Origin of the sequence: Pseudomonas sp. DWP2-2, assembly GCF_049897065.1 — a bacterium.
Classification (GTDB): domain Bacteria; phylum Pseudomonadota; class Gammaproteobacteria; order Pseudomonadales; family Pseudomonadaceae; genus Aquipseudomonas; species Aquipseudomonas paracarnis.
In genome coordinates this window covers 185,168-199,499 of record NZ_JAFCVN010000009.1, presented here as the reverse complement: position 1 = coordinate 199,499, position 14,332 = coordinate 185,168, and the positions used below count along the sequence as shown (strand labels likewise).

Sequence of the window (14,332 nt, the reverse complement as noted above, 5' to 3'; positions counted from 1 at the left end):
CTTAAGTGCGGATACCCGCCCTTGATACGCGTTCACAGACTTAGATCTTGCCGACCAGGTCCAGAGACGGCGCCAGAGTGGCCTCGCCTTCTTTCCACTTGGCTGGGCACACTTCACCCGGGTGGGCGGCAACGTACTGAGCAGCCTTGATCTTGCGCAGCAACTCGGAAGCGTCACGGCCTACACCACCGTCGTTCAGTTCAACGATCTTGATCTGACCTTCTGGGTTGATCACGAAGGTGCCGCGGTCTGCCAGGCCAGCTTCTTCGATCAGTACGTCGAAGTTGCGGGAGATGGTCAGGGTTGGGTCGCCGATCATGGTGTACTGGATTTTGCCGATGGCTGGCGAAGTGTTGTGCCAGGCGGCGTGGGCGAAGTGGGTGTCGGTGGAAACGCTGTAGATTTCGACGCCCAGCTTCTGGAATTCGGCGTAGTTGTCAGCCAGGTCTTCCAGTTCGGTCGGGCAGACGAAGGTGAAATCGGCTGGGTAGAAGAAGACAACCGACCACTTGCCTTTCAGGTCAGCGTCGGTCACATCGACGAAGCTGCCGTTTTTGAAAGCGGTGGCTTTAAACGGTTTTACTTGGCTGTTGATGATAGGCATCGTTGACTCTCCGTCAGGGGTTAAGAAGTTGATGAGGTGAATCCTACCGGCTCTCTCGGTCGATGGCTCATTGGCAAACCTGATGCTGACGATTGGGTTTCTCTATCAGGTGACGCTATTAATAGAAAAAATCTCAAATCAGCGCTTGGGTTGCCAGGGTCATGCCTAAAAACGGCGTCGCTTCAACATAGCGCATCGCAGATTTCATGTCGTTCCAGCCGACGTAACTCATCAGCGACTTCAAATCCCAACCACTTCGATGCGCCCAAGTGGCGAAACCCCGACGCAGGGAGTGGCTGGTGTATTGATCGGCGGGGATGCCTGCGCGCTCAAGGGCCTGGCGCAATAACGGGATCACACTGTTGGGGTGCAAGCCCTCCTCACCCAGGTTGCCCCAGCGGTCAATGCCGCGAAACACCGGGCCGCGCACCAGCGCCGAGGCGCTGAGCCACTCGCTATAAGCCTGCACCGGGCACAGCCGCAGCAACGCTGGGGTCTGGTAGGTTTTGCCGAGGTTGTCACGGTCACTTTTACTGCGTGGCAAGTACAGGCTGATGCCTGCGCCTGGCACGGCTTGCACGTGCTCAATGCTTAATCGGCACAGCTCATCACTGCGAAAGCCGCGCCAGAAGCCCAGCAGAATCAGCGCAGCGTCGCGCTTGGCCCGCAGCAAGCGCGGCTGGTCGTGACGCTCGCTGGCCTGTTTGGCTTCAATGTCCAGGGCAGCGATTACTTGCTCCAACTGCGTGAGCTGCAAAGGCTCGGCCTGCCGCTCCCGCGCCGGGTGCACAGCGCGGATGCCCTTGAGCACCTTGCGTACCACCGGCGCCTTCGTCGGGTCGGCAAACCCTTGGCTGGTATGCCATTGCGCCAAGGCCGAGAGCCGCAATTTCAAGGTGTTGACTGCCAATACCCCGGCATGCGCCACGAGGTAGCGCGCCACACTCTCGCTGGTGGCTGGCAGGAACCCTCCCCAACTGACTTCGAAATGCTCGATCGCCGCGCGGTAGCTGCGGCGCGTGTTGTCGCGAGTGGCGGCGTTGAGATATCGGTCGAGGTCGCTCATAGGCGTGTTTTCGTACTGCTGAAGGGTGGATGGCTGATGAAAATGCTTATGACACGGGATAATACGCCAATATCCCATCTGTTAAATCATGAATTTCAACCAGTTTTCAATCATGATATAGTATGTATATACATACCACGTACCACAGTACTAAATCGACGGAGACCCCATGGCTCGCGGCGGCATAAAAAAAGCAGTAGTGCAAACGGCACGCCTGGCGATCCTCGCCCGTGGCGAAAACCCCAGCATCGATGCGGTGCGTATCGAAATGGGCAATACCGGCTCGAAAACCACCATTCATCGCTATTTGAAAGAGCTGGACGAAAGCGAGACGCGCCAGACCATCACCCAAGCACCGATTGATGATGAGCTGGGCGAGCTAGTCGCCCGCCTGTCCCAACGCCTGAAAGAGAAGGCCCAAGAGCCGATCGACCTGGCCCTGGCGCAATTCGAGCAACAAAAAGCCGCCCTGCTCGCCCAGGTAGAAACCCTGGAAGAAGCGCACACCCAGCTCAAACAGCAATTTGATATCCAGGCCGCTGCCCTCGCTGAAGAAAGCGCGGCGCTGCAAACCGCCAGCACCAGCCTGCAGACCGAGCAAACCCGTAACGCCGGGTTGAGCCAGGCGTGCAGCGACTACGAGCTGAGGCTCAACGACAAAGACGAGCAGATTCGCTCACTGGAAGAAAAACACCTGCACGCCCGCGATGCGCTTGAGCATTACCGCACTGCCATCAAGGAGCAGCGCGAGCAGGAACAGCGTCGCCATGAGGGCCAGTTGCAACAGGTACAGGCCGAATTGCGTCAGGCGCAGCAAAGCGCACTGGTGCGCCAGGACGAAATCACCCAACTGCATCGCGACAACGAGCGCCTGCTGAGTGAGCAGCGAGTGACAACCAAGGAATTGAAAGCGCTGCAGGAGCAAGCTCGCCAGGACCAGGCGCTACAGCTGAAACTCAAGGAGCAGCTCAGCCAGATCGACAGCGAGCGCACCCTGCTCCAGGAACGCCTGCGGGTTGCCGTGCTGGACAGCCAATCGCGCCAAGCATCACTGCTGGAGTATCAGCAGCACAACAAGGCGCTTGAGCTGGACCTGGTCAAGGCCCAGGCAAGCATCGAAGCCCTGCGCTTGGCGACCGTCGTTGCAACGGCGCCAGAGGCAGCAGAGCCAACCTGATCAGTCCGCTACAGGCGTGCGCATGGTGACGAATTCTTCCGCCGCCGTAGGATGCACGCCGATAGTTTCATCGAAATGCTGCTTGGTCGCGCCCGCCTTGAGCGCGATCGCCAGCCCTTGCACGATCTCACCCGCATCCGGACCGACCATGTGGCAACCCAGTACTTTGTCGGTGTCGGCGTCGACCACCAGCTTCATCAAGGTCTTTTCCTGGCAATCGGTCAGGGTCAGCTTCATCGGCCGGAACCGGCTTTCAAAGATCTGCACGTTGTGGCCATTTTTGCGTGCATCCTCTTCTGTCAGGCCGACTGTGCCGATATTCGGCAGGCTGAATACCGCCGTCGCGATATTGGCGTAATCCACCGGGCGGTATTGCTCGGGCTTGAACAACCGCCGCGCCACGGCCATGCCTTCAGCCAGGGCCACCGGCGTCAGTTGCACACGACCAATCACATCGCCAATCGCCAGGATCGACGGCTCGGCGGTCTGATAGAGATCATTCACCGCGACGAAACCGCGTTCGTCCAGTTTGACCCCGGTATTTTCCAGGCCCAGGTTATCCAGCATTGGACGGCGGCCAGTGGCGTAGAACACGCAATCGGCTTCCAGCACGCGGCCATCCTTCAAAGTGGCCTTGAGGCTGCCGTCGGCCTGTTTGTCGATGCGCTCGATGTCTGCATTGAACTGCAAGTCCAGGCCGCGCTTGGTCAGCTCTTCTTGCAGGTGTTTGCGCACCGAACCGTCAAAGCCGCGCAAGAACAAGTCACCGCGATACAGCAATGAGGTTTGCGCGCCCAAGCCGTGGAAGATGCCCGCGAACTCAACGGCGATATAACCACCACCCACTACCAGCACGCGCTTGGGCAGCTCTTTAAGGAAGAACGCCTCGTTCGAGCCAATGGCGTGCTCGCGCCCTGGAATCTCAGGGATCTGCGGCCAGCCTCCGGTGGCGATCAGGATGTGCCTGGCAGTGAAACGCTCACCGTTGATCTCCACCTGATGGGCATCGACCAGGCGTGCATGTCCTTCATGCAGGGTCACGCCGCTGTTTACCAACAGGTTGCGATAGATACCGTTGAGGCGGTTGATCTCACGATCCTTGTTGGCGATCAGGGTCGCCCAATCAAAGTTCGCCTCGCCCAGGGACCAGCCAAAGCCGCTGGCCTGTTCAAAATCTTCGGCAAAATGCGCGCCGTACACCAACAGCTTCTTTGGCACGCAGCCGACGTTCACACAGGTGCCGCCCAGGTAGCGGCTCTCGGCCACAGCCACCTTGGCGCCAAAGCCCGCGGCAAAGCGCGCCGCGCGAACACCGCCGGAACCGGCGCCAATTACATACAGGTCAAAATCGTAGGCCATTTCACTCTCCTCGGCAGTACACCAGCATACCGACTTACATGGGGCTGAAAAACGAAAAAGCCACCCGAAGGTGGCTTTCGCTTAAAACGTGCCGGCAAGCGTGGATCAGTAAGCCTTGCCCGTCTTGTAGAAATGCTCGTAGCAGAAGTTGGTCGCTTCGATGTAGCCCTCAGCGCCGCCGCAGTCGAAACGCTGGCCCTTGAACTTGTAGGCAATCACGCAGCCGTCTTTGGCTTGCTTGAGCAGAGCGTCGGTGATCTGGATCTCGCCACCCTTGCCTGGCTCGGTTTCTTCGATCAGCTTGAAGATGTCCGGCGTGAGGATGTAACGACCGATGATCGCCAGGTTCGATGGCGCGTCTTCCGGCGCTGGCTTCTCGACCATGTCGCGTACGCGGATCAGGCCATCGCCAATATCGTCACCGGCGATAACACCGTACTTATTGGTTTCGGTTGGGTTGACTTCCATCACCGCAACGATGGTGCAACGGTATTTCTGGTAGAGCTTGACCATCTGGGTCAGCACACCGTCGCCTTCCAGGTTGACGCACAAGTCGTCCGCCAGGACCACGGCAAAGGGTTCGTCACCAATCAGCGGGCGACCGGTAAGGATGGCATGGCCGAGACCTTTCATCTGAGTCTGACGGGTGTAGGAGAACGAGCACTCGTCGAGCAGTTTACGGATACCGACCAGGTATTTTTCCTTGTCGGTGCCCTTGATCTGGTTTTCCAGCTCATAGCTGATGTCGAAGTGGTCTTCCAGCGCGCGCTTGCCACGACCCGTGACGATGGAGATCTCGTTCAAACCGGCATCCAGAGCCTCTTCCACACCGTACTGAATCAGTGGCTTGTTCACCACTGGCAGCATTTCTTTGGGCATGGCTTTGGTCGCTGGCAAGAAGCGAGTGCCGTAACCGGCTGCTGGGAACAAGCATTTCTTGATCATATGAGTCCTTACAAAGGGCTGTGCGTACGGAATTCGGCGCAGTCTAATCAGGCCGCAGTCACCTTACAATGGGGTTCTGCTGGCGTTGCGATGTCATCATAGAGAAAAAATGTCGGCGTAAGTTCCGCTGATCCTGCAATGGGTGTCACCAACGGTTGGTCAGAACTCGCGTCGACCCCTTGTTTGAAAGGGCTGCAATGGTTTTAGCACGCTTTTGCACCCCTGGCACTGACCCGCAACAACTTGCGCCCTGCCCCGGCATTTGGCGCTATCATGGGCGCCTTGAACCAAGACCACGAGATTGCCAACAGATGTCAGAACCAAAAGGTGTAAACGGCTACCTGATCACTAAGCGAGCAGACGGCTGGCACTTGATCAATTTTCACGGTGACAGCGTTGCCGGCGTATTCGAGTCCGAAAGCATGGCGATCGCCGTCGCCGAAGTGTTTGTGGATGAGGCAGGCCATGCATCGAGCAAGCGGCCGAAAACCAAGTAAGCCTCTTTGCACTGCTTTGAAAGCCCCGTTAAACGGGGCTTTTTTGTTTGTCTGTACCTAGATGGCAGTTCGCTATAATCTTCAACAACGCCACGACAGTGTCAGCGCGCCCTTCCAATACCCTCGATGACGACCCCCTCTATGAAAAAAATCCTGGCACTGACCGCGGTACTGGCACTCGCCGGCTGCACCACCGCCTCCGACACCCTGCTGAAAAATGGCGAGCAAGGCCTGACCATCGACTGCTCGGGCGAGGCCAATTCATGGGCCAGTTGCTACGAGAAGGCGGACGCCTCCTGCGCGGGCACCGGCTACCGCATCGTCGGCACCAATGGCACGCCGGCACTCAAGGAAAGCGACAAGACCCTGGGCCAGGACGTGGGCAACTTCAAAGGCCGCAGCGTGGTGGTGGTCTGCAAGTAACGTTGCTACAGGTGCACTTCAGCGAACTTGATCCCCAGGCCCCGCAGGATTTCGATCAGGTCATCCAGGCGAGCAAATGATTCGACCTCATCCTGTTCGTCCACCAGGAAGTAGCTGCGCCCGCCGCTCTTCTTGAAAAATACGATCCACTCGCCCAGATCGGCGGGGTTCTGGATGACATGGGTGGCCGAGATCTGCCCTTCGGCATGGCGGGCTTTGACGTGTTCTCGTTTCATAACCGGCTTTCCAGAAAAACAAATGCCGCTCAAACCCCGGGTTTGAGCGGCATCTTTATAGTGAATGCCCGACAGTTTAACGGATGCATACCGTCCCTGCAGGGTAAGGGCTTTTTTTTATCGGGTGTGAGGGATGAGTCTGGAGCTCAACCGGAAATGCATTCTTCCCCCGCCTTCTTCACGTCGCCCGGGCGGATCGGCACATTGGACATGCTTTCATAAAGCTTGATGCTGCTACCGCTGGAGCGGTCTTCGATTTCAAAGATCGCCGACGGGTCTGCCGAGAACTTCTGCGGCACGATCACCTGAATGCCGTCTTTATGGGGTTCGATTTGCGGCGGCCGACGGGTCGCCTCCAATTTGCGTACCACACACGCCGCATATTCCTGCGGTTTCTTCCCTGAGATGACCACCAATGTTGGCGGGGTCTGCTTGATATCTGCAACCGAAGCACACCCACCTATTGCCAAGGCCAGCACCAACACACTCCACTTCATACAAAAACCTCCGATAAAGACCCTACGACAGCGGGGATGGTAATTTTCTCCCACCAACGTAGGATTTATCTGTGATAACTCGGTAAATAACTGTTTTAAATTGTCGAAGTCGTCGACGACGGCCCGATAATAAACGCGCTGGGGCTGATAAACTCCATCTTAACCTACGTATCGTTCTGATTTTTCAGAAAAAGCCCTTCTGGAGACACCCCATGAAATTCATCCACCAGCGTGAGCACCTCAACGAGGGAGACATTGTCGTCATCGAATGCTCGCAGACCTGCAATATTCGCCTGATGAGCGATGCGAACTTTCGCAGCTTCAAAAATGGCGGCCGCCATACCTACCACGGCGGCGCATTTGATAAATTCCCGGCCAAGATCACCGCGCCCAGCACCGGGTTCTGGAACATCACCCTGGATGTGGTGACCCGTCGCGCCATCAGCGTGACCCGTAAACCTGCGTTGTCCCACAAGATCCGTATCGTTCGTCGTACCAGCAGCAAGCTGAGCTGACCCGAACACCTGACAGGAAAAAAGCTGTGACCACCACAACCAAATACGTCATCAAGTACAAGCTCAACGGCGAACGCCGCTTTGAATTTGCCCAGTTGCAAAACAACAGCATCGAAGAAGCCAAGCAAGCCTTGGCAAAAATTCATGATCCCAGCGACGAAATCACCGACATCAACGTGAGCAAGGCGCTGTAAGCCATGCCTGGCCCTACCGCCGATTTGTTTGCCGACGAGGCCCTGCAACAGCCTGCCGGGCGCGAGCAAATTGGCGAAGAGTCCTATGTACTAAGGGGCTATGCCCTGCCCTGGATCGAGCGGTTATTGCCGGAGCTGCGGCGTGTACTGGCTCAATCACCGTTTCGGCAGATGGTCACTCCCGGCGGCTTTACCATGTCGGCGGCGCTGAGCAGTTGCGGCGAGCTGGGCTGGACCACCGACGCCCGTGGCTATCGCTACAGCCCACTCGACCCGCGCAGCCAGCAACCTTGGCCCGTCATGCCCGACACATTGCGCCAACTGGCGGTGGCTGCGGCTATCGAGGCCGGCTTTGGCGGTTTTCAACCCGATGCCTGCTTGATCAACCGTTACGTACCGGGGGCGAAGATGTCCCTGCATCAGGATAAGAACGAGCGCAGCTACAGCGCGCCCGTGGTGTCGGTGTCCCTGGGGCTGCCGGCGATTTTCCTGTTCGGTGGCCATGCGCGCAGCGACAAAACCCAAAAGGTCTCGCTGTTTCATGGTGATGTGGTGGTGTGGGGCGGCGTTGATCGCCTGCGCTTTCATGGCGTGATGCCGATCAAGGACGGCGTGCATCCGGTCATGGGCCCGCAGCGCATCAACCTGACCTTTCGCACCGCCGGTTAATTTGACCGCAAGCTTCGGAGTGTCGATTGCGAGCGGCAGGCTTAATCTGCTCCTGAACCGTCAAGAGTGCAGGCCATGAACAACGAACACGATCCGCGCTGGGCTGCCATTATTGCCCGTGATGCCAAGGCCGACGCCTTGTTTGTCTACGGCGTGAAAACCACCGGCGTGTATTGCCGCCCCAGCAGCGCTTCGCGTTTGCCGCGCCCGGAGAATGTCGAGTTTTTCGACACGCCGGCGCAGGCCGAAGCCGCCGGTTATCGTCCCAGTAAACGCGCTGCCGGCGACCAGACCCAGTTGGCCGCTCACCATGGGCAACTGGTGGCCGAGGCCTGCCGGCAAATCGAGCAGGCCGAAACTCCGCCTAGCCTGGATGTGCTGGCCCGATGCGCCGGGCTGAGTCCCTTTCACTTCCACCGCGTATTCAAAGCCAACACCGGGTTGACCCCCAAGGGTTACGCCAGCGCCCTGCGTTCGCGCAGAGTGCGCGACGGCCTCAAGGGCCAGCATTCGGTGACGGACACCCTGTATGACGCGGGCTTTAATTCCAATAGCCGCTTTTATGAAGCCGCCGACCAAGTGCTCGGCATGAGACCTGGAGACTACAAAGGCGGCGGCGCCAATAACACCATCCGCTTTGCCGTTGGCCAGTGCTCGCTGGGGGCGATTCTGGTGGCGCAAAGCCAACGTGGCGTGTGTGCGATTTTATTGGGTGATGATCCGGACAAACTGGTGCGCGACCTGCAAGACCAGTTTCCCAAGGCTGAGTTGATCGGCGCGGATCAGGGTTTCGAACAACTGGTGGCCCACGTCGTCGGCTTTGTCGAGGCCCCTGCCGTGGGCCTGGATTTGCCCTTGGACCTGCGCGGCACGGCCTTTCAGGAGCGGGTGTGGCAGGCGTTGCGCGAAATCCCTGCGGGCAGCACCGCCAGCTATGCGCAGATTGCCGAGCGTATCGGTGCACCTTCCTCCTTTCGCGCCGTGGCCCAGGCTTGCGGTGCCAACCACCTGGCGGTGGCGATTCCCTGTCATCGCGTGGTGCGCAGCAGTGGCGAGCTGTCGGGCTACCGCTGGGGCGTAGAGCGCAAGCGCCAGTTACTCGAGCGCGAAACCCAGCGCCACAAAACGCCGCTTCCGTCCAGTGAATAAAACAGACTGGCCGGGTGCTGATTGCCCTGCTAAAACAGCGAAAAGCCCTACTAACGCTGGAGAAGCACCCCATGAGCACCTGGCCAGACACCCGCATTCTTGACCTGTTGGGCATTGAGGTGCCGATTATCCAGGCGCCGATGGCTGGCGCGACGACCACCGCCATGGTCATCGCCGCCCAGCAGGCCGGCGCCCTGGGCTCGATGCCTGCGGCGGCGCTGAGCCTGGAGCAACTGCGCGATGCCTTGGCTCTCATTCGCCAGGCCAGTCATGCGCCGCTGAACATCAACTTCTTCTGCCATCAACCCCCCGATGCCGATGACGCGCGGGACCAGGCTTGGAAGGCCTTGCTGCAACCTTACTACTATGAGCTGGGCGCCGACTTCGATGCGCCAACCCCGGTGTCCAACCGCGCGCCGTTCAATGACGCAGCCTGCCAGGTAGTGGAAGCGTTTCGGCCAGAAGTGGTGAGCTTTCATTTTGGCCTGCCAGAGAAGTCTTTGCTGGACCGGGTAAAAGCCACCGGTGCCAAGGTGCTGTCATCGGCCACCACTGTCGAGGAAGCCGTGTGGCTGGAGCAGCACGGCTGCGACGCGATTATCGCCATGGGCATCGAAGCTGGTGGGCATCGTGGCCTGTTTCTCAGCGATGACCTCAACAGCCAGATCGGCTTGATGGCGCTGCTACCGCAGATTGTCGACGCGGTCAGCGTGCCGGTGATTGCTGCGGGCGGAATCGGCGATGCGCGCGGCATCGTCGCCGCCTTTGCGCTGGGCGCTTCGGCAGTGCAGGTCGGCACGGCATACCTGTTCACACCCGAAGCTACGGTAAGCGCCTCCCATCACCATGCGCTGCGCCATGCCCAAGCCAGCGAAACCGCGCTGACCAACCTGTTTACCGGCCGCCCGGCGCGGGGCATCGTCAACCGGGTGATGCGTGAGCTCGGCGCAATCAACCCGACGGCGCCGGCGTTCCCCAAAGCCGGAGGCGCATTAATGCCGCTCAAGGCCAAGGATGAAGCCGGTTTCAGTAACCTGTGGGCAGGCCAGGCCCTGAGGCTCGGCAAAGACCTGTCCACCTATGACCTGACCCGCGAATTGGCCGAGCACGCGCTAGCCAGATTCACCCGCGACTGACCTGCGCAGCAACTTGGTGCTATACCGGCAATAGCCTACCGCTATATATTCCCATACATAGCGGTAAGCCTCTTTACCTACAACCTGCCGTACACCTTCAAGGAGTTGCTTCATGATGACCCGCGTTTCGCGCCTGGCCCCCCTGCTTGCCGCCTTTGCCTTGGGTACGGCCCATGCCGATGAAGTGCAGGTGGCCGTGGCCGCCAACTTCACCGCCCCGATCCAGGCGATTGCCGCCGACTTCGAGAAAGACACCGGCCATAAACTGGTCGCGGCTTACGGTGCCACCGGGCAGTTCTACACTCAGATCAAGAACGGCGCGCCATTTGAGGTGTTCCTCAGCGCCGATGACACCACCCCGCAAAAACTCGAAAGCGAAGGCGCTACCGTCAAGGGTTCACGCTTCACCTACGCGGTCGGCACCCTGGCGCTGTGGTCGGCCAAAGAAGGCTATGTGGATGCCAAGGGTGATGTGCTGAAGAAAAACCAATTCAAGCACTTGTCCATCGCCAACCCCAAAACAGCGCCCTACGGCCTGGCCGCCACCCAATTGCTGGCCAGGGAAGGCTTGAGCGACCAAGTCAAGGACAAGCTCGTCGAGGGCCAGAACATCACCCAGGCTTATCAGTTTGTGTCTACCGGCAACGCCGAGCTGGGTTTTGTGGCCTTGTCGCAGATCTACAAAGACGGCAAAGTCACCGGCGGTTCGGCGTGGATTGTTCCGGCGTCCCTGCATGACCCGATCAAACAGGACGCCGTAATCCTCAACAAGGGCAAGGACAGCGCCGCCGCCAAGGCTCTGGTGGACTACCTCAAAGGCCCGAAAGCGGCTGCCGTTATCAAATCCTACGGTTACGAGCTGTAAATGCCCCTGACGAGTGCTGATTTTTCTGCGATCTGGTTGACCCTCAAACTGGCCTCACTGACCACCCTGATCCTATTGATCATCGGCACACCGATCGCCCTGTGGCTGTCGCGCACCCGTTCCAAGTGGCGCGGCCCCATCGGCGCAGTGGTCGCACTGCCGTTGGTGTTGCCGCCAACGGTCATCGGCTTTTACTTGCTGTTGGCCATGGGGCCCAACGGGTACGTCGGCCAGTTCACCCAGTGGCTGGGCCTGGGCACCCTCACCTTCAGTTTCGCCGGGCTGGTGATTGGCTCGGTGATCTACTCCATGCCCTTCGTGGTGCAGCCGTTGCAGAATGCGTTTTCTGCCATCGGCACGCGCCCGCTGGAAGTGGCCGCGACCTTGCGCGCCAACCCGTGGGACACGTTTTTCACGGTGATCCTTCCGCTGGCACGCACTGGGTTCATCACCGCCTCGATCCTGGGCTTTGCCCATACCGTCGGTGAGTTCGGCGTGGTGCTGATGATCGGCGGCAATATCCCGGACAAGACCCGTGTCGTCTCGGTGCAGATCTACGACCACGTCGAAGCCATGGAATATGCCCAGGCCCATTGGCTGGCCGGGGCCATGGTGGTGTTCGCCTTCCTCGTGTTGCTGGCGCTCTATTCCAGCCGTAAAACCAAGATGGGCTGGAGCTGATCGCGATGATGGATATACGCCTGCACCTGAAGTATTGCGCCTTCACACTGGATGTTGACCTGCAATTACCCGGCCGTGGCGTGAGCGCGCTGTACGGGCATTCTGGCTCCGGCAAGACCACGTGCCTGCGCTGCATCGCCGGATTGGAACGCGCCGAACACGGTTTTGTACAAGTCAACGGCGAGGTCTGGCAAGACAGCAGCAAAGGGATGTTTGTACCGCCGCATAAACGCGCTCTGGGCTATGTGTTCCAGGAGGCGAGCCTGTTTGCGCACCTGTCGGTGCGCGCCAATCTGGAGTTCGGCCTCAAACGTATTCCGCGCCCGCAACGGCGCGTGGACTTGGCGCAGGCCACCGAACTGTTGGGCATCGGGCACTTGCTTGAGCGTCACCCGCAACACTTGTCCGGCGGCGAGCGCCAACGCATCGGCATCGCCCGCGCCTTGCTCACCAGCCCCAAGTTGTTGTTGATGGATGAACCACTGGCGGCCCTGGACAGCCAGCGCAAAAGCGAGATATTGCCTTACCTGGAACGCCTGCACGACGAGCTGGATATCCCGGTGCTGTACGTCAGCCATGCCCAGGACGAAGTGGCGCGACTGGCCGACCATATTGTCTTGCTCAGCGACGGCAAGGCCCTGGCCAGCGGCCCGATCGGCGAGACCCTGGCGCGCCTCGACCTGCCCTTGGCGCTGGGCGACGATGCCGGCGTGGTGATCGCCGGCAGCGTCGTTGCCTACGACGCGCACTATCAGTTGCTCACTCTGCAGTTGCCCGATTGCCCGTTGCAGATGCGCGTGGCCCATGTCCCGCTGGCGGTGGGCAGCCCGCTGCGGGTCAAGGTCCAGGCACGGGATGTAAGCCTGAGCCTGCAGGCCCAGGAACACAGCAGCATCCTCAACCGCTTGCCGGTGACCGTCACCCAGACTATTGGCGCGGACAACAGCGCCCACGTGCTGGTGCGCCTCGACGCCGGCGGCACGCCCTTGCTGGCACGCATCACGCGCTTCTCACACGACCAGTTGCAACTGCATCCGGGCCAGACACTGTGGGCGCAAATCAAGGCGGTGGCGGTGCTGGCTTAACCATTTGGCACGACCGCAGGGTGCTGCGGTCAATCAGACATACCGGCCTGATTTGTTGCCAAGGAACCCGCCCCATGCCTGACTCTTCGCTACCCGCCGACCTGCCCCGCGACCTGCATTATGTGGATGACACCCAGCCCGGCATCCGCCGTAAAAAAGTGCGAGGCAAGTTCCAGTATCTGAACGCCAAGGGCGAGCGCATTACCGACGCGGACGAAATAAAACGCCTGAACGCCTTGGCGGTGCCGCCCGCCTACACCGACGTGTGGATCTGTGCCGACCCTCGCGGCCACCTGCAAGCCACCGGCCGCGACGCCCGTGGCCGCAAGCAATACCGTTACCACCCACGCTGGCGCGAGGTGCGCGACAGCGACAAGTACTCGCGCTTGCAGGCTTTTGGCGCCGCGTTGCCCAAATTGCGCAAACAGCTCGAAGCTCAAATCGCCGAGCCGGGGTTTACCCGCGAAAAGGTGTTGGCCACGGTGGTGATGTTGCTGGACGCCACGCTGATCCGCGTCGGCAATACCCAATATGCCCGTGAAAACAAATCCTACGGGCTGACCACCTTGCGCAACCGCCATGTGGACATCAAGGGCAGTGAGATCCAGTTCCAGTTTCGTGGCAAGAGTGGCGTGGAGCACCAAGTCAGCGTCAAGGATCGGCGCCTGGCCCGGGTGGTCAAGCGTTGCATGGAATTGCCAGGGCAAAACCTGTTCCAGTACCTGGACGAAGACGGTGAGCGGCATACCGTCAGCTCCCAGGATGTCAACGACTACCTGCACAGCCTGACCGGCGAAGACTTTACCGCCAAGGACTACCGCACCTGGGCTGGTACAGCAATGGCGCTGGCGGTGTTGCGCGAGTTGGCGTGGCAGCCCGAATCCGACGCCAAGCGGCATGTGGTGGCGATGGTCAAGGATGTCTCCCGGCAGTTGGGCAATACGCCGGCGGTGTGCCGCAAGTGCTATATCCACCCGGCGGTGCTCGAGCATTTCAGCCTCGGCGAATTGTCGAAGTTGCCCAAGCCGCGGGTGCGCAAAGGCTTGAAAGCCGAAGAAGTCGCGCTGGCGATGTTCCTGGAAAAACTGGCCGAAGACTTGCCGCACAAAGTTAAGGTGGGTTAGGCTCTGCCTCCCTTCTGACTCACGGGATGACCGCCGACGTGAACATCTAAGCCTTCCAAAATGTATCTGCAACGAGCCGCTGGCGCGCTTGTTGGCCTGTTCGACATTTT

General features: G+C 59.5%; 18 protein-coding genes. 12 read left to right on the top strand and 6 right to left on the bottom strand.

The window, feature by feature from the left end:
- Positions 1 to 40: 40 nt before the first annotated feature.
- Positions 41 to 604: an alkyl hydroperoxide reductase subunit C gene (gene ahpC / locus ACP7CZ_RS20070; RefSeq protein WP_003191303.1), complete on the bottom strand. Its 564-nt coding sequence runs from the start codon at positions 602 to 604 to the stop codon at positions 41 to 43.
- A gap of 133 nt (positions 605 to 737) precedes the next feature.
- A complete protein-coding gene (locus ACP7CZ_RS20065; protein ID WP_096144618.1) occupies positions 738 to 1,670 on the bottom strand; it encodes a site-specific integrase in 933 nt (310 codons plus the stop codon).
- Positions 1,671 to 1,839: 169 nt separating this feature from the next.
- On the opposite strand from ACP7CZ_RS20065, the gene ACP7CZ_RS20060 reads away from it, so the two are divergent.
- Positions 1,840 to 2,847: a DNA-binding protein gene (locus ACP7CZ_RS20060; protein ID WP_294204387.1), complete on the top strand. Its 1,008-nt coding sequence runs from the start codon at positions 1,840 to 1,842 to the stop codon at positions 2,845 to 2,847.
- Here ACP7CZ_RS20060 and gorA read toward each other — a convergent pair whose 3' ends face one another.
- The gene (gene gorA, locus ACP7CZ_RS20055) at positions 2,848 to 4,206 is read right to left on the bottom strand and encodes a glutathione-disulfide reductase (protein ID WP_294204385.1); all 1,359 of its coding nucleotides are present in this window, start codon (positions 4,204 to 4,206) and stop codon (positions 2,848 to 2,850) included.
- A 105-nt stretch (positions 4,207 to 4,311) separates the two neighbouring features.
- Positions 4,312 to 5,151, bottom strand: coding sequence for a UTP--glucose-1-phosphate uridylyltransferase GalU (galU, locus tag ACP7CZ_RS20050; RefSeq protein WP_003173830.1), 840 nt, complete (start codon positions 5,149 to 5,151; stop codon positions 4,312 to 4,314).
- Between the two features lie 311 nt (positions 5,152 to 5,462).
- Between galU and ACP7CZ_RS20045 the strand changes: the two genes are divergently transcribed.
- Positions 5,463 to 5,648, top strand: coding sequence for a hypothetical protein (locus ACP7CZ_RS20045; protein WP_034127495.1), 186 nt, complete (start codon positions 5,463 to 5,465; stop codon positions 5,646 to 5,648).
- Between the two features lie 141 nt (positions 5,649 to 5,789).
- Positions 5,790 to 6,071, top strand: coding sequence for a hypothetical protein (locus tag ACP7CZ_RS20040; RefSeq protein WP_003191312.1), 282 nt, complete (start codon positions 5,790 to 5,792; stop codon positions 6,069 to 6,071).
- 5 nt (positions 6,072 to 6,076) lie between these two features.
- Here ACP7CZ_RS20040 and ACP7CZ_RS20035 read toward each other — a convergent pair whose 3' ends face one another.
- The gene (locus ACP7CZ_RS20035; RefSeq protein WP_034127497.1) at positions 6,077 to 6,307 is read right to left on the bottom strand and encodes a hypothetical protein; all 231 of its coding nucleotides are present in this window, start codon (positions 6,305 to 6,307) and stop codon (positions 6,077 to 6,079) included.
- 146 nt (positions 6,308 to 6,453) lie between these two features.
- Positions 6,454 to 6,804 (bottom strand): hypothetical protein, encoded by a 351-nt coding sequence (locus ACP7CZ_RS20030; protein WP_003191317.1) that lies wholly within the window; start codon positions 6,802 to 6,804, stop codon positions 6,454 to 6,456.
- Positions 6,805 to 7,016: 212 nt separating this feature from the next.
- On the opposite strand from ACP7CZ_RS20030, the gene ACP7CZ_RS20025 reads away from it, so the two are divergent.
- From ACP7CZ_RS20025 to ACP7CZ_RS19985, 9 genes are all read left to right on the top strand, one after another.
- The gene (locus ACP7CZ_RS20025) at positions 7,017 to 7,319 is read left to right on the top strand and encodes a DUF1883 domain-containing protein (protein WP_003191319.1); all 303 of its coding nucleotides are present in this window, start codon (positions 7,017 to 7,019) and stop codon (positions 7,317 to 7,319) included.
- Between the two features lie 26 nt (positions 7,320 to 7,345).
- Entirely contained in the window at positions 7,346 to 7,513 is a 168-nt protein-coding gene (locus ACP7CZ_RS20020; protein WP_089041756.1) for a hypothetical protein, read from the top strand.
- 3 nt (positions 7,514 to 7,516) lie between these two features.
- Positions 7,517 to 8,182, top strand: a complete 666-nt coding sequence (gene alkB, locus ACP7CZ_RS20015) for a DNA oxidative demethylase AlkB (RefSeq protein ID WP_236453522.1) — start codon at positions 7,517 to 7,519, stop codon at positions 8,180 to 8,182.
- A gap of 75 nt (positions 8,183 to 8,257) precedes the next feature.
- Positions 8,258 to 9,331 (top strand): bifunctional DNA-binding transcriptional regulator/O6-methylguanine-DNA methyltransferase Ada, encoded by a 1,074-nt coding sequence (gene ada, locus ACP7CZ_RS20010; protein ID WP_054919077.1) that lies wholly within the window; start codon positions 8,258 to 8,260, stop codon positions 9,329 to 9,331.
- A gap of 71 nt (positions 9,332 to 9,402) precedes the next feature.
- A complete protein-coding gene (locus ACP7CZ_RS20005) occupies positions 9,403 to 10,467 on the top strand; it encodes an NAD(P)H-dependent flavin oxidoreductase (RefSeq protein WP_294204332.1) in 1,065 nt (354 codons plus the stop codon).
- Between the two features lie 112 nt (positions 10,468 to 10,579).
- Positions 10,580 to 11,332 carry a molybdate ABC transporter substrate-binding protein gene (gene modA, locus ACP7CZ_RS20000; RefSeq protein ID WP_054898424.1) on the top strand — a complete coding sequence of 251 codons (753 nt, stop codon included), beginning with the start codon at positions 10,580 to 10,582 and terminating at the stop codon, positions 11,330 to 11,332.
- Positions 11,333 to 12,013 (top strand): molybdate ABC transporter permease subunit, encoded by a 681-nt coding sequence (gene modB, locus ACP7CZ_RS19995; RefSeq protein WP_294204330.1) that lies wholly within the window; start codon positions 11,333 to 11,335, stop codon positions 12,011 to 12,013. It begins immediately after the preceding gene.
- A gap of 5 nt (positions 12,014 to 12,018) precedes the next feature.
- Positions 12,019 to 13,098, top strand: a complete 1,080-nt coding sequence (gene modC, locus ACP7CZ_RS19990; RefSeq protein WP_103299632.1) for a molybdenum ABC transporter ATP-binding protein — start codon at positions 12,019 to 12,021, stop codon at positions 13,096 to 13,098.
- 74 nt (positions 13,099 to 13,172) lie between these two features.
- Complete coding sequence (locus tag ACP7CZ_RS19985; protein WP_034127504.1) at positions 13,173 to 14,222, top strand: DNA topoisomerase IB; 1,050 nt, start codon at positions 13,173 to 13,175, stop codon at positions 14,220 to 14,222.
- Positions 14,223 to 14,332: the final 110 nt, after the last annotated feature.

What these genes read in the sequence shown, in the direction of transcription:
- ACP7CZ_RS20030 (WP_003191317.1), bottom strand. Translation starts at nt 6,804, where the DNA reads ATGAAGTGGAGTGTGTTGGTGCTGGCCTTGGCAATAGGTGGGTGTGCT.
- alkB (WP_236453522.1), top strand. Translation starts at nt 7,517, where the DNA reads ATGCCTGGCCCTACCGCCGATTTGTTTGCCGACGAGGCCCTGCAACAG.
- modB (WP_294204330.1), top strand. Translation starts at nt 11,333, where the DNA reads ATGCCCCTGACGAGTGCTGATTTTTCTGCGATCTGGTTGACCCTCAAA.
- gorA (WP_294204385.1), bottom strand. Translation starts at nt 4,206, where the DNA reads ATGGCCTACGATTTTGACCTGTATGTAATTGGCGCCGGTTCCGGCGGT.
- modA (WP_054898424.1), top strand. Translation starts at nt 10,580, where the DNA reads ATGATGACCCGCGTTTCGCGCCTGGCCCCCCTGCTTGCCGCCTTTGCC.
- ada (WP_054919077.1), top strand. Translation starts at nt 8,258, where the DNA reads ATGAACAACGAACACGATCCGCGCTGGGCTGCCATTATTGCCCGTGAT.
- ACP7CZ_RS20025 (WP_003191319.1), top strand. Translation starts at nt 7,017, where the DNA reads ATGAAATTCATCCACCAGCGTGAGCACCTCAACGAGGGAGACATTGTC.
- ahpC (WP_003191303.1), bottom strand. Translation starts at nt 604, where the DNA reads ATGCCTATCATCAACAGCCAAGTAAAACCGTTTAAAGCCACCGCTTTC.
- ACP7CZ_RS20040 (WP_003191312.1), top strand. Translation starts at nt 5,790, where the DNA reads ATGAAAAAAATCCTGGCACTGACCGCGGTACTGGCACTCGCCGGCTGC.
- ACP7CZ_RS20060 (WP_294204387.1), top strand. Translation starts at nt 1,840, where the DNA reads ATGGCTCGCGGCGGCATAAAAAAAGCAGTAGTGCAAACGGCACGCCTG.
- modC (WP_103299632.1), top strand. Translation starts at nt 12,019, where the DNA reads ATGATGGATATACGCCTGCACCTGAAGTATTGCGCCTTCACACTGGAT.
- ACP7CZ_RS20065 (WP_096144618.1), bottom strand. Translation starts at nt 1,670, where the DNA reads ATGAGCGACCTCGACCGATATCTCAACGCCGCCACTCGCGACAACACG.
- ACP7CZ_RS20045 (WP_034127495.1), top strand. Translation starts at nt 5,463, where the DNA reads ATGTCAGAACCAAAAGGTGTAAACGGCTACCTGATCACTAAGCGAGCA.
- ACP7CZ_RS20035 (WP_034127497.1), bottom strand. Translation starts at nt 6,307, where the DNA reads ATGAAACGAGAACACGTCAAAGCCCGCCATGCCGAAGGGCAGATCTCG.
- galU (WP_003173830.1), bottom strand. Translation starts at nt 5,151, where the DNA reads ATGATCAAGAAATGCTTGTTCCCAGCAGCCGGTTACGGCACTCGCTTC.
- ACP7CZ_RS19985 (WP_034127504.1), top strand. Translation starts at nt 13,173, where the DNA reads ATGCCTGACTCTTCGCTACCCGCCGACCTGCCCCGCGACCTGCATTAT.
- ACP7CZ_RS20005 (WP_294204332.1), top strand. Translation starts at nt 9,403, where the DNA reads ATGAGCACCTGGCCAGACACCCGCATTCTTGACCTGTTGGGCATTGAG.